This window comes from Enterobacter sp. SGAir0187, from assembly GCF_002952735.2.
GTDB classification, from domain to species: Bacteria; Pseudomonadota; Gammaproteobacteria; order Enterobacterales; family Enterobacteriaceae; genus Enterobacter; species Enterobacter quasiroggenkampii.
In genome coordinates, this window is the sequence record NZ_CP025034.2 from 1,816,618 (window position 1) to 1,831,830 (window position 15,213).

Here is a 15,213-nt window from a genome sequence, read left to right on the forward strand (position 1 = left end):
TCTCCCGAGCGGGAGAGGGCAAATCACTTAACGACGTTCCAGGATCTCGAAGCAGTAGCTGTGGGAGTTCTGTGCATCCGCATCGTGGAATTCGCTGAATACCGATTCCCACTCGTCCGGATCGTAGTCAGGAAAATGGGTATCCCCTTCCACTTCTGCATCAATATGGGTCAGATACAGCTTCTGCGCTTTAGGCAGGAACTGCTCGTACACGCGCCCGCCGCCAATCACCATGATCTCTTCCGCATTGCCGCATGCAGCAATCGCCTCGTCGACGGATTTTACCCATTCGACGCGATCGTCAGTACCCGGCTGGCTACTGATAACGATATTTTTACGACCCGGCAATGGACGACCAATCGACTCCCAGGTCAGGCGGCCCATCACTACCGGCTTGTTTAACGTAGTACGTTTAAACCATGCGAGATCGGCAGGCAGGTTCCACGGCATGGCATTTTCCATACCGATAACGCGGTCCACCGCCAGCGCTGCAATCAGACTGATCATTGAAAATTTCCCGGATGCAAAAAATTGCCGCCACTATACGGAAAGCTTAATCTTTCGTCGACTGGCGGCAGAGTAAAGATACAGAAATTTTTTAATATTGCTGGCAACTCCACTTCACGCGGAAGGTTTACTCTCCGGTTCGTCAGACGGATCGCCGGTATGCTTGCCCTCTTCCGTGCCCTGCCAGCCATGACGCTGGATCAGCGACAGGTGATTGCGATCCTCATTGATGATTTCCGTCAGCATGGCGCTGGTGCGTTTAAACACTGCCGCACGCTCCGTGGCCGTACTGCCCGCCATCGCCGCCATCTCTTCCACCATTTCGGTATTAAAGCGACGGAACAGATCCGCCCGTTCGCGGGCTTCATACGCGCCGAGCCCCAGGTTTTCCAGCGCCATGCGGCCAGACTTCAGCGCCCCTTCAAACGTTTCACGCTCCGGTGCTTCTACCCCTGCCTGCCGTAGCCGGATATAGTGATCTACATCGCGCGCGCGGGAAATGATGGTCAGATCCGGAAAATGCTCTTTCGCCATTTCCACCATCTGCAGGCTGGTCTCCGGATCGTCAATCGCGTTAATCAATACCTCCGCTTTCGCCGCCCCGGCGGATTCCAATAGATCGACGCGCGTTGCATCGCCGTAAAACACCTTCATATCAAATTTACGCAGGGTATCGACATGGTCGGGGTCGTGATCGAGGATAACCATTTTCACCCCGCTGGACAGCAACAGACGACCAACGATCTGCCCGTAGCGGCCAAATCCGGCGATGATGACGCGCGGCTGCTCTTCGTCAATTTCATCGGCTTCACGCTCCTGCTCGCTACCTGATTTTTCCAGACGCGTCAGCACCACCAGCAGAACGGGCGTCGCGGCCATCGACAGTGCGACCGCCAGCGTCAGCGCTTTCGCCCACTCGGAATCGAGGACGTTTGCCATCTGCGCCGCGCCAAAGACCACGAACGCAAATTCACTCCCCTGCCCCAGCAGAACCGCAAACCAGCTGCGCTGCTTATTCGGCACCTTCAGCGGACGCGCAATCAGCCACAGCATCGCCATTTTAATGATCAGAAAGCCGACCAGCAGGACGACGATCCGCAGCGGGTGCGTCACCAGCGTGCCGAAGTCGACGGACATTCCTACGCCGATGAAAAACAGCCCCAGCAGCAAGCCTTTGAACGGCTCGATATCGCTTTCCAGCGCGTGACGGTATTCGGAACTCGCCAGCAGAACGCCGGCCAGGAAGGCCCCCATCGCCATCGACAGACCAGCTTCCTCCAGCAGCAGACCAAAGCCAAACACCAGGAAGAGCGCCACGGCACTGAACACTTCGCGAAGGCCCGAGCGGGCAACAAACCGCAGTAGCGGGCGGGTGACGTAGCGACCAAGCAGCACCACCAGCGCCAGCGCCCCCACGACTTTTAATGCCGACAGCGCGAACGCCCCCAGCGTCGTGGAGGAACCGCTGGCCGCCAGCAGCGGGATCATCGCCACCAGTGGGATAGCGGCAATGTCCTGGAACAGCATCACCGAGAACGCGCTGCGTCCCATCTGCGAGACCGTCAGATTGCGCTCGTTCATGGCCTGCATGGCAATGGCGGTCGAGGAGAGCGCCAGCGTCATGCCGATAAGCTCTGCCACTTTCCAGTCCATGCCCAGCAGGATGCAGAACCCACCCAGCAGCAGGCCGCAGGCCACCATCTGCAGGGCACCGCCGCCAAATACCGAGGCGCGAAGCTTCCACAGCCGCTGCGGATCGAGTTCCAGACCAATCACAAAGAGCATCAGCACAACGCCAATTTCAGCGAAATGCAGGATCGCCTCTGCATCCGTCACCAGTCGAAAGCCCCACGGTCCAATGACGCAGCCCGCAATCAGGTAGCCGAGAACAGAGCCCAGCCCCAGGCGTACCGCCACGGGCACAATCAGCGCCGCCGCGCCGAGGTATATCAGCGCCTGTATCAGCGTATGGCTATCCATGGTGCGCCTCCTGCCACTCAAGTAAGCGTTGTTTATAATGGCGAGCCTGCGCCTGCAGCGTTTCGTCATCGCAGACAAAGGTGCAGTGCATCGCAAACGGCGGGAGCCAGTTCAGGCCGCAATACAGCGCGGTCGCCTGCAGCGGCTGTGCCAGGACCTCAAAACCCGGGAAGGAACCAATATCAAAGTGGCTTTCTCCTCCGCCCGTGGTGACCGCCCACATCAGGCTTTTCCCTTTTAGCGCATGACCATTGTGGCCATACGCCCAGCCGTGGGAGAAGACTTTATCAATCCACAGCTTCAGCAGCGGGGGCGTGCTGTACCACTGCATGGGATGCTGCCAGATAATCAGATCGGCACGGGAGAGCGCCTCCTGTTCGGCGGCGATATCGATATTAAAGTCGGGATAGAGTTGATAGAGGGAACGTATCTCTACGTTATCAAGCGTCCTTACCTGCTCAAGCATCCGCTTATTCGCATGCGAGTGCTGCGGATAAGGATGGGCATAAATTATCAGAATCATTGATTAGCCTGTTGTTACTGCTTTCTTTTAACAAAAGAGTGTAGTCAGTAATTCAACAGGCTAATAGTGAATATTATTGACGCGCTTACGTCAGAATTCTGAATTAGTTATCCAGCTCGCCCATGGATTTAACCTGATCGCGGTTGATCTGCTCGGTCTGACCCGTTTCCGCATTTTTATACGACACCAGACCGGTATCATCATCGATCTGTGGTTTTCCGTCGGTGACAATGGTTTTGCCATCGGTGGTTTTCACTGCCTGGTTAGAGGAACAGCCCGCGACGGTAAACGTTGCAGTGGCGGCAAGAAGGGTGGCGATCAGTAATTTATTTTGCATGGTGTTTTCCCCTGCTCTCAGTTGAATTTCGTTATCGACCTAATGATTTTAGGCTAACTGACTGAAAGCGGATGAAAAACCAGAAGGTTCTGAAGATGGATAAAGAAAAAAAGTAGGGCGGGTAAGCGAAGCGCCACCCGCCATTTGCCCGGCGGCGCTACCGCTTGCCGGGCCTACGCAGATTACTTGCTAATCTGCGCGTGCATTTCCTGTACTGAAATCACCTTCTCGGTGGCATCCGCGTTCAGCGCCATGGCCGTTGCGAAACCGCCGTTCAGGGTGGTGTCGTAGTGCACTTTGTACTGCAGCGCGCTGCGGCGAATCAGCTTGGAGTCTTCAATCGCCTGGCGGCCTGCGGTGGTGTTGATGATGTAGGTGTATTCGCCATTCTTGATACGATCCTGAATGTGCGGACGACCTTCATGCACCTTGTTCACCAGACGCGGATTGATACCCGCCTCACCCAGCACAATCGCCGTACCGTGGGTCGCGTCCAGCTCAAAGCCCTGCTTCAGCAGCTTGGCGGCCAGGTCAACCACGCGCTCTTTGTCGCCTTCGCGAACGGAGAGCAGCGCACGGCCCGATTTTCTCATGGTTGAGCTGCTGCCCAGCTGCGCCTTCGCAAACGCTTCTGCGAAGGTACGGCCTACGCCCATCACTTCCCCGGTTGAGCGCATTTCTGGCCCTAACAGTGGGTCAACGCCCGGGAATTTGTTGAACGGCAGCACCACTTCTTTCACCGAGTAGTACGGTGGAATGATCTCTTTGGTCACGCCCTGCTGTGCCAGCGTCTGGCCCGCCATCACGCGCGCCGCCACTTTCGCCAGCGGAATACCGGTGGCTTTGGAGACGAACGGTACGGTACGAGCCGCACGCGGGTTCACTTCAATCAGGTAGACTTCGTTATCTTTCACCGCGAACTGAACGTTCATCAGACCGCGAACCTGCAGCTCGAAGGCCAGCTTCTGCACCTGCTGGCGCATCACATCCTGAATCTCCTGACTCAGCGTGTAGGCTGGCAGAGAACAGGCTGAGTCACCGGAGTGCACCCCCGCCTGCTCGATGTGCTCCATGATGCCGCCAATCAGCACCATTTCGCCGTCGCAGATGGCGTCAACGTCCACTTCTACCGCGTCATCGAGGAAGCGGTCGAGCAGCACTGGCGCATCGTTGGAGACGCTCACCGCGGTCTGGAAGTAGCGGCGCAGGTCGGCTTCGTCATAAACGATTTCCATTGCGCGGCCTCCCAGCACGTAGGAAGGACGCACGACCAGCGGGTAGCCAATCTCTTTCGCCTTCTCTACGGCCTGTTCGATGGCCGTCACCGTGGCGTTCGCTGGCTGTTTCAGCTTCAGACGGTCAACCGCCTGCTGGAAACGTTCACGGTCTTCCGCGCGGTCAATCGCATCCGGGCTGGTACCGATAACCGGTACGCCTGCTGCTTCCAGCGCGCGCGCCAGCTTCAGCGGAGTCTGGCCACCGTACTGCACGATAACGCCTTTTGGCTTCTCAATGCGCACGATTTCCAGCACGTCTTCCAGCGTCACCGGCTCGAAGTAGAGGCGGTCAGAGGTGTCGTAGTCGGTGGAGACGGTTTCCGGGTTACAGTTGACCATGATGGTCTCGTAACCGTCTTCGCGCAGCGCCAGCGAGGCGTGTACGCAGCAGTAGTCGAACTCGATGCCCTGGCCGATACGGTTTGGACCACCGCCCAGCACCATAATCTTGTCGCGGTCGACGGACGGATTCGCTTCGCACTCGTCTTCATAGGTGGAGTACATGTACGCGGTGTCGGTCGAAAATTCAGCCGCACAGGTGTCCACGCGCTTGTAGACCGGGTGCAGGTCATACTGGTCGCGCAGCTTGCGGATTTCCGCTTCGCGCACGCCCGCCAGCTTAGCCAGACGCGCATCGGCGAAGCCTTTACGCTTCAGCATGCGCAGGAAGTCTGCGTCCAGGCCGTTGATGCCCAGCTCTGCCACTTTCTCTTCCAGACGCACCAGCTCTTCAATTTGTACCAGGAACCAGCGGTCGATGTTGGTCAGGTTGAACACGCCGTCGACAGACAGGCCGGCACGGAAGGCATCGGCGATGTACCAGATGCGCTCGGCGCCCGCGTCTTTCAGCTCGCGGCGGATTTTGGTCAGCGCTTCCGGGTCGTCCAGGCTCACTTTCGGGTCAAAGCCGGTCGCGCCCACTTCCAGACCGCGCAGCGCTTTCTGCAGGGATTCCTGCTGCGTGCGGCCAATCGCCATCACTTCACCGACGGATTTCATCTGGGTGGTCAGACGGTCATTCGCGCCTGCAAATTTCTCGAAGTTAAAACGTGGAATTTTGGTCACAACGTAGTCGATGGACGGCTCGAAGGACGCAGGGGTGCGGCCACCGGTGATGTCGTTCATCAGCTCGTCGAGGGTATAACCCACCGCCAGTTTCGCCGCCACTTTCGCAATCGGGAAGCCGGTCGCTTTAGAGGCCAGCGCGGAGGAGCGGGACACGCGCGGGTTCATTTCGATAACAATCAGGCGGCCGGTTTTCGGGTTCACGGAAAACTGCACGTTTGAACCACCGGTTTCCACGCCGATTTCACGCAGTACCGCCATCGAGGCGTTACGCATGATTTGATACTCTTTGTCGGTCAGGGTCTGAGCTGGCGCAACGGTGATGGAGTCACCGGTGTGGATACCCATCGCATCGAAGTTTTCGATAGAGCAGACGATGATGCAGTTGTCGTTTTTATCACGCACCACTTCCATCTCGTACTCTTTCCAGCCAATCAGCGATTCATCAATCAGCAGCTCTTTGGTTGGAGAGAGATCCAGACCGCGTTCGCAAATCTCTTCGAACTCTTCGCGGTTGTAGGCGATACCGCCGCCGGTGCCGCCCATGGTAAAGGATGGACGGATGATGCACGGATAGCCCACTTCAGCCGCGACGGCCAGCGCTTCTTCCATATTGTGTGCGATACCGGAGCGCGCGGTATCGAGGCCGATTTTCTTCATCGCCACGTCGAAGCGGCGACGGTCTTCGGCTTTATCAATCGCGTCGGCGGTCGCGCCAATCATGGTCACGCCGAACTCGGCCAGCACGCCCTGACGCTCCAGCTCGAGCGCGCAGTTCAGCGCTGTCTGGCCGCCCATGGTTGGCAGCACCGCGTCCGGACGCTCTTTCTCGATGATTTTACGCACCACTTCCCAGTGAATCGGCTCGATGTAGGTTGCATCTGCCATTTCCGGGTCGGTCATGATGGTCGCCGGGTTAGAGTTCACCAGGATGACGCGGTAACCCTCTTCACGCAGGGCTTTACACGCCTGCGCGCCGGAGTAGTCGAATTCGCAGGCCTGGCCGATGACGATCGGGCCAGCGCCAAGGATCAGGATGCTTTTTATGTCTGTACGTTTTGGCATTGTCTTCTCGGCTCCTGATTATTTAGCGGTCTTACGGTATTGCTCGATAAGTTCGATGAAGTGATCGAACAGCGGCGCGGCGTCGTGTGGGCCCGGGCTGGCTTCCGGGTGTCCCTGGAAGCTGAACGCTGGCTTATCGGTGCGATGAATCCCCTGCAGGGTGCCATCGAACAGCGACTTATGGGTCACGCGCAGGTTAGCCGGCATTGAGGCCTCATCGACGGCAAAGCCGTGGTTCTGCGCGGTGATCATCACCGTGTTGTTATCGATATCTTTCACCGGGTGGTTACCACCGTGGTGGCCGAACTTCATCTTGACGGTGTTCGCACCGCTCGCCAGCGCCAGCAGCTGATGGCCGAGGCAGATGCCGAATACCGGGATGTCGGTTTCCAGGAAGGACTTGATGGCAGCGATGGCGTAATCGCATGGCGCCGGGTCGCCAGGGCCATTGGACAGGAAAATACCGTCCGGATTCATCTTCAGTACGTCTTCAGCAGACGTTTGTGCCGGCACCACCGTCAGGCGGCAACCGCGGTCAACCAGCATGCGCAGGATGTTGCGCTTGGCGCCGAAATCGTAGGCCACCACGTGGAACGGCAACTCGCTCTCTTTTTTCGCTTCCGGCAGGTCGCCTGAAAGCCGCCAGCTACCCTGAGTCCAGCTGTAGGCTTCTGCGGTAGTCACTTCTTTCGCCAGGTCCATGCCGTTCAGGCCCGGGAAGGCTTTCGCTTTTTCCAGCGCCAGCGTCGCATCGAGGTTATCACCCGCGATGATGCAGCCGTTCTGTGCACCCTTCTCGCGCAGCAGACGCGTTAACTTACGGGTATCGATATCGGCAATCGCCACGATGTTATGGCGCTTCAGGTAAGAAGAGAGGTCTTCGGTATTGCGGAAGTTGCTGGCAATCAGCGGCAGGTCACGAATGACCAGGCCCTGCGCATGTACCTGAGAGGATTCTTCGTCAGCCGCATTGGTGCCGACATTGCCGATATGAGGATAAGTAAGAGTAACGATTTGGCGAGAATAGGAAGGATCAGTGAGGATTTCTTGATAACCGGTCATTGAAGTATTGAAAACGACTTCCCCAACCGCCGAACCCGTTGCCCCTATGGCCCGACCGATAAACTGGGTTCCGTCTTCCAGAACCAATAGCGCTGACTTAATCAAAACACCCTCCAGAGAATATTCACTCACTTTATTTGCATATTAATTCATAACCATGTCATGGATCAATGCAAATGTGTTGCCAGCGGATTTTTGGCAAACGGCGGCATTCTGGAGATTTGGTGGGTAAAAGTCAACTTAAAACCGATATTTTGTTTAGTCTTTTGCGTATCTGACGAGGTGAGTGAAGCTTAAGCGACAAAAAGATCAGGTAAATCACTGCGGAAAACGCTTGCGCGCCGGGTTTAATGAAAAATTCGTCGGCACAGCATCAAAAAGTGGACCAAATGGTCAAAATTTACATTTCAGTAACGATAAACAAGGGGAATAGCCATACTTTCAAGGCTAAATGAACAAAACAATCACGAAATAGATAAAATAAAAGGGCAATAAATTATTGCCCTATGCAATCAAATAATTACGACTGCAATAACCACATCACGATGGGTAATAATGCTTACAAATTGTTGAGATCAAGCACATCTCTCATATCAAAAAGACCATTTTTCTTCTCTTTCAGCCACAAGGCGGACCGAACGGCACCATTGGCAAACGTCATTCGGCTGGACGCTTTATGCGTAATTTCGACGCGCTCGCCAATATCGGCGAACATCGCGGTATGTTCGCCGACGATGTCACCCGCCCGCACGGTTGCGAAGCCAATGGTACCCGGCACGCGCTCCCCGGTGTGGCCTTCGCGGGCATAGACCGCGCAGTCTTTTAAATCTTTATCAAGTGCATGAGCAATCGCTTCGCCCATTGCCAGCGCCGTGCCTGATGGCGCATCAACCTTATAGCGGTGGTGAGCTTCGACAATCTCAATATCGGTGTAGTTGCCCATCACCTTCGCCGCCTTCTCCAGCAGCTTCAGCATGACGTTAACGCCCACGCTAAAGTTTGCGGCGAAGACAATCGCAATCTCTTTGGATGCATCCTGGATAGCCTGCTTGCCCGCATCGTCAAAACCGGTAGTGCCGATCACCATCCCCTTGCCGTGCTGACGGCAAAACGCCAGATGCGTGAGCGTCCCTTCAGGACGGGTAAAATCGATGAACACATCGAAGTCATCTTTAACCGCGTCCAGGCTGCTTTGTACTGTTACGCCGGTCTTTCCCGCGCCCGCCAGCTCGCCAGCGTCGGTCCCGAGAAGTGATGAACCGTCACGCTCCAGCGCCGCGCCAAGTGCTACGCCATCCATCTGAAGTGCCGCCTGAATAAGCTGACGGCCCATACGTCCACCCGCGCCCGCAATGGCGACACGGATCTGTGCATCATGCATAGTTATTCTCTTACGTTAAAATGATGTAAACCGTTTTCAGATTAACCAGCCTTTCTGAGCACTGCCAACTGAAAACACCGATAATTAGAATTTAACGTGAAACCGACTTAAATATCAGTAAAAGACATGATTTTGTCGTCACGATAAAGTAACGGGTAAAAAAAAGGCCAGCACAGGAGGTGCTGGCCTTTCATCAGAAAAGGGACTATTCGACTTCGCGGGCGTCGATTCTCAGCTCTTTCGGCACTTCGAAAACAATGTTCTCTTCGCGTCCTTCCAGCGGCACCGCTTCGCCGCCGCCCAGCTCCTGCAAACGGGAAATGACGTTTTGTACCAGAATATCGGGCGCGGATGCCCCGGCCGTCACGCCTACACAGGCCGCGTCTTTAACCCACGCTTCCTGAATATCCGTAGCATCGTCGATCAGGAACGCCGCCTTCCCCATTCGCTGTGCCAGTTCAGCCAGACGGTTAGAGTTGGAGGAGTTCTTAGAGCCGACCACCAGCACCACGTCCGCCTTTTCAGCCAGCGCGCGCACTGCTTCCTGACGATTGGTGGTGGCGTAGCAGATGTCGTCCTTGCGCGGCCCGACGATTTTCGGGAAGCGCTGACGCAGGGCGTCAATCACGTCTGAGGTATCGTCTACGGAGAGCGTCGTCTGGGTCATAAACGACAGACGCGCTTCGTTTTTCACGTTCAGCGTGAAGACATCTTCAGGCGACTCCACCAGGTACATTCCCCCTTCAGGGTTGCTGTACTGGCCCATGGTGCCTTCAACTTCCGGATGACCGGCATGGCCAATCAGAATCGACTCTTCACCACGACGGCTGGCGCGCGCCACTTCCATATGCACCTTGGTCACCAATGGGCAGGTGGCATCGAAGACGGTCAGATCGCGGCTTTTGGCTTCGTTACGGACCGCCTGAGAGACGCCGTGTGCGGAGAAGATCAGGATCGCACCGTCCGGCACTTCGCTGATCTGCTCGATAAAGATGGCACCACGTTCGCGCAGGCTGTCGACCACGTAGCGGTTATGCACCACTTCGTGACGTACATAAATCGGCGCGCCGTAAATCTCCAGCGCGTTTTCAACAATGCTGATAGCGCGGTCTACACCGGCGCAGAAGCCGCGCGGGTTAGCCAACAGGATCTGCATTTCAGGCCTCCAGTGCCGGATCGATTTCCAGCACTTCAACATCAAAATGAACGGTACGCCCGGCAAGCGGATGGTTGAAGTCAACGGTAATCGAGTCGCCGTTGATTTCGCGGATCACGCCAGGCATTTCGCTGCCGTCCATAGCGGTAAAGAGCATAATCGCGCCGATTTCCGGTTCACCTGCGTCCATAAACTCGCGGCGCGAGAAATACTGGATCAGGTCCGGGCTTGGCACGCCAAATGCCGCATCCGGCTCCAGCGAAAAGGCTTTTTTCTCGCCCTCTTTCAGGCCCAGAAGCTGCTGCTCAAGACCTTCAGACAGGGAGGTATCGCCAAGACGAAACAGGGCCGGTTTGCCGTTATTGCGGGTGGATTCGGCCGTGGAGCCATCATCCAGCTTCAGCGTGAAGTGAACGAGAACCGCGCTGTTGCTCTGTACGGATTTAGACATGCAAATTGCTCGCTTGTTTTGGGTCACCTGTTGCCCGGTGGCGCTACGCTTACCGGGCCTACGGGAAGCCACAAATTCTGTAGGCCGGGTAAGCGTAGCGCCACCCGGCATTGATGCTTACGCCTGCTCTTTCGCAGCGGGTTTAGGCAAGAAGCCTTCCAGCACGATTAACGCCGCACCGATGCAAATGGCGCTATCAGCGAGGTTAAAGGTCGCGAAGTGCCAGTCGCCGACGTAGAAGTCGATCATATCGACCACAAAGCCGTGCCACAGGCGATCAAACAGGTTGCCCAGCGCGCCGCCAATGATCAGCGCGTAGGCGATGTTATTCAGCTTTTGCGTTGCCTTCGAGCGGTACATCAGCACCGCCAGGATCACGCAGATACCGAGAGCGATACCCGCAAAGAACCAGCGCTGCCAGCCACCGCTGTCAGCAAGGAAACTGAACGCCGCACCGTAGTTGCGCGCGTAGTGCAGGTTAAGCGACGGGAACAGCGGGACCGTCTCCCCCAGAGCAAAATTCTGGAGGATCAGGAACTTGCTGCCCAGATCAATAATCAGCACCACCACAACCAGCCACAGCCAGCGCAGTCCTGTTGAACAGAGAGTTTTACTCATCAGGCAAACTTACGTTTTTCGCCGTCACCGGCGACGTTGCTTACACAGCGTCCGCAGATGTCTGCGTGTTCCGCCACCTGACCGACATCGGTGGTGTAATGCCAGCAGCGCGGGCATTTCTCACCGTCGGCTTTGCTCAGCGCGACCTTCAGTCCTTTGAGCAGTTCGCTCTGCTGAGCATCAGCAGAAGCCTCGGCATAATCCGCAACTTTCGCACCGGAGGTCAACAGGACAAATCGTAATTCATCGCCCAGCGCCGTCAGCTTCGCCGCCAGCTCTGGCTCCGCGTACAGGGTCACTGCCGCTTCCAGAGAGCCGCCGACTTTCTTATCAGCACGCGCCTGCTCGATAACCTTGTTCACTTCGCCACGTACTTTCAGCAGCTCGTCCCAGAAGGCATCGTTCATCGCTTCGGTGCTGGAGAGATCGAACAGACCTTCGTACCACTCGCCGGTGAAGACATACTTCTCACGGTCGCCTGGCAGGTAACCCCAGATTTCATCCGCGGTGAAGGACATGATCGGCGCCATCCAGCGTACCAGCGCTTCTGCGATATGGAACAGTGCGGTCTGGCAGCTACGACGCGCCACGCTGTCCGCTTTCGCGGTGTACTGGCGATCTTTGATGATGTCGAGGTAGAACGAGCCCATCTCAATGGAGCAGAAGCGCATCAGGCGCTGCACCACTTCGTGGAAGTCATAAGACTCGTAGGCCTTCAGGATATCTTCCTGCGCCGCTTTCGCGCAGCCTACCGCCCAGCGGTCCAGAACGACCATCTCTTCCGGTTTCACCATGTCTTTTGCCGGATCGAACCCGTTCAGGTTCGCCAGCAGGAAGCGCGCGGTGTTACGGATACGACGATAGCTGTCGGCAGCGCGTTTCAGGATCTCGTCAGACACCGCCATTTCGCCGGTGTAGTCGGTCGACGCCACCCACAGACGCAGAATGTCTGCGCCCAGCTTGTTCATCACGTCCTGCGGAGAAACGGTGTTACCGATAGATTTGGACATCTTACGGCCCTGACCATCCACGGTGAAGCCGTGAGTCAGTACCTGACGGTAAGGCGCTTTACCCTTCATGGCGGTAGAGATCATCAGAGATGACATGAACCAGCCGCGGTGTTGGTCAGACCCTTCCAGATACATGTCGGCAGCGTGACCGGCAAACTCCGGACGCACGTCAACCACGGAGGAGTGGGTAGACCCGGAATCGAACCACACGTCCAGGGTATCCGGCACTTTCTCGTAATTATCCGCATCAGCGCCCAGGATGTCGCGGGCGTCGAGATCCCACCACGCCTGGATGCCGTCAACTTCGACGCGCTTCGCCACTTCTTCCATCAGTTCCAGGGTATTCGGGTGCAGCTCCTGCGTCTCTTTATGCACGAACAGCGACATCGGTACGCCCCAGGTACGCTGACGGGAGATACACCAGTCAGGACGGTTAGCCACCATGGATTCGATACGCGCCTGACCCCAGTCCGGGATCCACTGCACGCCTTTGATCTCTTTCAGAGACTGCTCACGCAGGCCCTTCTGATCCATGCTCACGAACCACTGCGGGGTCGCACGGAAGATGATCGGGGTCTTATGACGCCAGCAGCACGGATAGCTGTGCTGCATTTTTTCAACGTGCAGCAGCGCGCCACTGGTGCGCAGCATGTCGACGATGATGTCGTTCGCTTTGAAGACGTTGATGCCGTCCAGCGCCGGGTAGGTGCCAGGCAGGTAAGAACCGTCCGGGCCAACCGGGTTAGCGATTTCCAGACCGTACTTCAGGCTGATGTTGTAGTCGTCAGGACCGTGGCCACCGGCGGTATGTACCGCACCGGTACCCGCGTCCAGCGTCACGTGGTCGCCGAGGATCGCCGGAACATCGAAGTCCAGGAACGGGTGTTTGAAGCGCATCAGCTCCAGGGCGTCACCTTTCACGGTGCCCAGCACGGTGTAGTCAGTGATATGCGCGCGCTTCAGCACGCTCTCAACCAGATCTTTCGCCAGGATAACCGCCTGACCGTCAATCTGCACCAGCGCGTATTCGAACTCACCGGACAGGGAGATCGCACGGTTGGCTGGCAGGGTCCACGGGGTGGTGGTCCAGATCACCAGCGAGATCGGGCCGTTTACCGAGGCGACGCCAAATTTGGCTTTTACCGCATCCTGATCCACCGCATGGAAGGCCACGTCGATAGACGGAGAGGTTTTGTCGTAATACTCCACTTCCGCTTCTGCCAGCGCAGAACGGCAGTCCACGCACCAGTGCACCGGCTTCGCGCCTTTGTGCAGGTGGCCGTTACCGATGATTTTGCCCAGCGCACGGATGATGTTGGCTTCGGTTTTGAAGTCCATGGTCAGGTACGGATGCGACCAGTCGCCCAGCACGCCCAGACGGATGAAGTCAGCGCGCTGACCGTCAACCTGGGTGGCTGCGTATTCGCGGCACTTCGCACGGAACTCGGCGGCGGTGAACTTCTCACCTGGCTTGCCGAACTCTTGCTCGACTTTCAGCTCGATTGGCAGACCGTGGCAGTCCCAGCCCGGAACGTAAGGCGAGTCATATCCCGCGAGTCCTTTGGACTTCACGATAATGTCTTTCAGAATCTTGTTAACCGAGTGACCAATATGAATGCTGCCATTCGCATAGGGAGGGCCATCATGCAGAATGAAGGTTTTTTTGCCTTTTTTGGCTGCACGAATGATGCCGTACAGGTCATCATCGGTCCAACGCGCCAGCATTCCCGGTTCACGCTTGGCGAGATCGCCGCGCATCGGGAACCCTGTTTCCGGCAAATTCAGGGTTGATTTATAGTCACTCATCAGATTCTCGGTTCCGTATTTATCACGTAGGCAGTTAAGCCGGTTCTAAAGCCCAAAAAACTCGCGGGCCGTCAATTCATCTCGCGCAATTTGCGCTTTGAGTTCATCCAGCGAACCAAATCGCTGCTCATTGCGTATTTTTTTACGCAGTATTACATCTATATGGCGACCATACAGGTCCATTACAACGTCCAGCAGGTGGACTTCAAGCTGTTGACGCACACCGGCAACGGTCGGACGTGTGCCAATATTGGCGACGCCGTAGAACGGCTTTTCGCCCAGTCCTGCTACTTCCACCGCATAGACCCCTTTAACCGGGGAAACCTGACGACGCAGCGGTATATTCGCCGTCGGGAAACCTATCGTGCGGCCCAGCGCATCGCCATGAACCACGCGACCAGAGATGGTGAACGGATGCCCCAGCAGGGTTTCTGCCGTATCCAGTTCATCGTTGGCCAGCGCCTGCCGCACTGCCGTGCTGCTGACGCGCACGCCGCCTTCACAAAAGGTCATCGCGCTGGTGACGTCAAAACCGTACTCCAGACCAGCCTTCTGTAATAGCAAGAAATCGCCCTGACGACCAGCGCCAAAGCGGAAATCATCACCCACGGCAAGAAACTGCACGCCAAGACGCTTAACCAGCAGGTCGCTGACGAAATTTTGTGCTGTCAGCGCGGCAAAGCGGCGATCGAAACGTACGCACAATACGTAGTCCACACCGGACTCTGCCAGGTAGCGCAACTTCTCGCGCAGACGAGTGAGACGGGCGGGAGATTTATCGCCCGCAAACAGCTCCAGCGGCTGCGGTTCGAAAATCATCACTACAACGGGCAGACCGCGGGCCTCCCCTTCTTTACGCAATCCCTGCAACAGCGCCTGATGACCACGATGCACGCCGTCGAAATTACCAATGGTCAGCACGCACCCGTGCGGGGCTCTGCTGAGATTATGTATGCCGCGTATCAGCTTCATGTC

At 56.7% G+C, this 15,213-nt stretch carries 12 protein-coding genes; all 12 read right to left on the reverse strand.

Annotated features, from left to right (window positions below):
• Positions 1 to 27: 27 nt before the first annotated feature.
• The 12 genes from folA to ribF all read right to left on the reverse strand — a co-directional run bounded on the left by folA (position 28) and on the right by ribF (position 15,210).
• Entirely contained in the window at positions 28 to 507 is a 480-nt protein-coding gene (gene folA, locus CWR52_RS08715; RefSeq protein WP_008502023.1) for a type 3 dihydrofolate reductase, read from the reverse strand.
• Between the two features lie 114 nt (positions 508 to 621).
• A complete protein-coding gene (gene kefC / locus CWR52_RS08720; protein WP_104949415.1) occupies positions 622 to 2,487 on the reverse strand; it encodes a glutathione-regulated potassium-efflux system protein KefC in 1,866 nt (621 codons plus the stop codon).
• Positions 2,480 to 3,010 carry a glutathione-regulated potassium-efflux system oxidoreductase KefF gene (gene kefF, locus CWR52_RS08725; RefSeq protein ID WP_104949416.1) on the reverse strand — a complete coding sequence of 177 codons (531 nt, stop codon included), beginning with the start codon at positions 3,008 to 3,010 and terminating at the stop codon, positions 2,480 to 2,482. Before kefF ends, kefC begins: the two co-directional genes overlap by 8 nt.
• A gap of 103 nt (positions 3,011 to 3,113) precedes the next feature.
• A complete protein-coding gene (locus CWR52_RS08730; protein WP_104949417.1) occupies positions 3,114 to 3,347 on the reverse strand; it encodes a YgdI/YgdR family lipoprotein in 234 nt (77 codons plus the stop codon).
• Positions 3,348 to 3,529: 182 nt separating this feature from the next.
• A complete protein-coding gene (gene carB, locus CWR52_RS08735) occupies positions 3,530 to 6,754 on the reverse strand; it encodes a carbamoyl-phosphate synthase large subunit (protein ID WP_008502028.1) in 3,225 nt (1,074 codons plus the stop codon).
• A gap of 18 nt (positions 6,755 to 6,772) precedes the next feature.
• Positions 6,773 to 7,921 (reverse strand): glutamine-hydrolyzing carbamoyl-phosphate synthase small subunit, encoded by a 1,149-nt coding sequence (gene carA / locus CWR52_RS08740; RefSeq protein WP_104949418.1) that lies wholly within the window; start codon positions 7,919 to 7,921, stop codon positions 6,773 to 6,775.
• A 454-nt stretch (positions 7,922 to 8,375) separates the two neighbouring features.
• Positions 8,376 to 9,197, reverse strand: a complete 822-nt coding sequence (dapB, locus tag CWR52_RS08745; protein WP_045907766.1) for a 4-hydroxy-tetrahydrodipicolinate reductase — start codon at positions 9,195 to 9,197, stop codon at positions 8,376 to 8,378.
• 205 nt (positions 9,198 to 9,402) lie between these two features.
• Positions 9,403 to 10,353, reverse strand: a complete 951-nt coding sequence (gene ispH / locus CWR52_RS08750; protein ID WP_104949419.1) for a 4-hydroxy-3-methylbut-2-enyl diphosphate reductase — start codon at positions 10,351 to 10,353, stop codon at positions 9,403 to 9,405.
• Between the two features lies 1 nt (position 10,354).
• Positions 10,355 to 10,804, reverse strand: coding sequence for an FKBP-type peptidyl-prolyl cis-trans isomerase (gene fkpB, locus CWR52_RS08755; protein WP_003856450.1), 450 nt, complete (start codon positions 10,802 to 10,804; stop codon positions 10,355 to 10,357).
• A gap of 117 nt (positions 10,805 to 10,921) precedes the next feature.
• Positions 10,922 to 11,422 carry a signal peptidase II gene (lspA, locus tag CWR52_RS08760; protein ID WP_008502034.1) on the reverse strand — a complete coding sequence of 167 codons (501 nt, stop codon included), beginning with the start codon at positions 11,420 to 11,422 and terminating at the stop codon, positions 10,922 to 10,924.
• On the reverse strand, positions 11,422 to 14,238 hold the full coding sequence (gene ileS / locus CWR52_RS08765; protein ID WP_104949420.1) for an isoleucine--tRNA ligase: 2,817 nt from the start codon (positions 14,236 to 14,238) through the stop codon (positions 11,422 to 11,424). The genes lspA and ileS overlap by 1 nt, the downstream gene beginning before the upstream one ends.
• 45 nt (positions 14,239 to 14,283) lie before the next feature.
• Positions 14,284 to 15,210 (reverse strand): bifunctional riboflavin kinase/FAD synthetase, encoded by a 927-nt coding sequence (gene ribF / locus CWR52_RS08770; RefSeq protein WP_104949421.1) that lies wholly within the window; start codon positions 15,208 to 15,210, stop codon positions 14,284 to 14,286.
• Between the last annotated feature and the right edge of the window lie 3 nt (positions 15,211 to 15,213).

Bases quoted from the DNA above. Each gene is read 5' to 3' on its own strand.
- carB (WP_008502028.1), bottom strand. From the start codon at position 6,754: ATGCCAAAACGTACAGACATAAAAAGCATCCTGATCCTTGGCGCTGGC.
- ileS (WP_104949420.1), bottom strand. From the start codon at position 14,238: ATGAGTGACTATAAATCAACCCTGAATTTGCCGGAAACAGGGTTCCCG.
- fkpB (WP_003856450.1), bottom strand. From the start codon at position 10,804: ATGTCTAAATCCGTACAGAGCAACAGCGCGGTTCTCGTTCACTTCACG.
- ribF (WP_104949421.1), bottom strand. From the start codon at position 15,210: ATGAAGCTGATACGCGGCATACATAATCTCAGCAGAGCCCCGCACGGG.
- kefC (WP_104949415.1), bottom strand. From the start codon at position 2,487: ATGGATAGCCATACGCTGATACAGGCGCTGATATACCTCGGCGCGGCG.
- kefF (WP_104949416.1), bottom strand. From the start codon at position 3,010: ATGATTCTGATAATTTATGCCCATCCTTATCCGCAGCACTCGCATGCG.
- CWR52_RS08730 (WP_104949417.1), bottom strand. From the start codon at position 3,347: ATGCAAAATAAATTACTGATCGCCACCCTTCTTGCCGCCACTGCAACG.
- lspA (WP_008502034.1), bottom strand. From the start codon at position 11,422: ATGAGTAAAACTCTCTGTTCAACAGGACTGCGCTGGCTGTGGCTGGTT.
- ispH (WP_104949419.1), bottom strand. From the start codon at position 10,353: ATGCAGATCCTGTTGGCTAACCCGCGCGGCTTCTGCGCCGGTGTAGAC.
- folA (WP_008502023.1), bottom strand. From the start codon at position 507: ATGATCAGTCTGATTGCAGCGCTGGCGGTGGACCGCGTTATCGGTATG.
- dapB (WP_045907766.1), bottom strand. From the start codon at position 9,197: ATGCATGATGCACAGATCCGTGTCGCCATTGCGGGCGCGGGTGGACGT.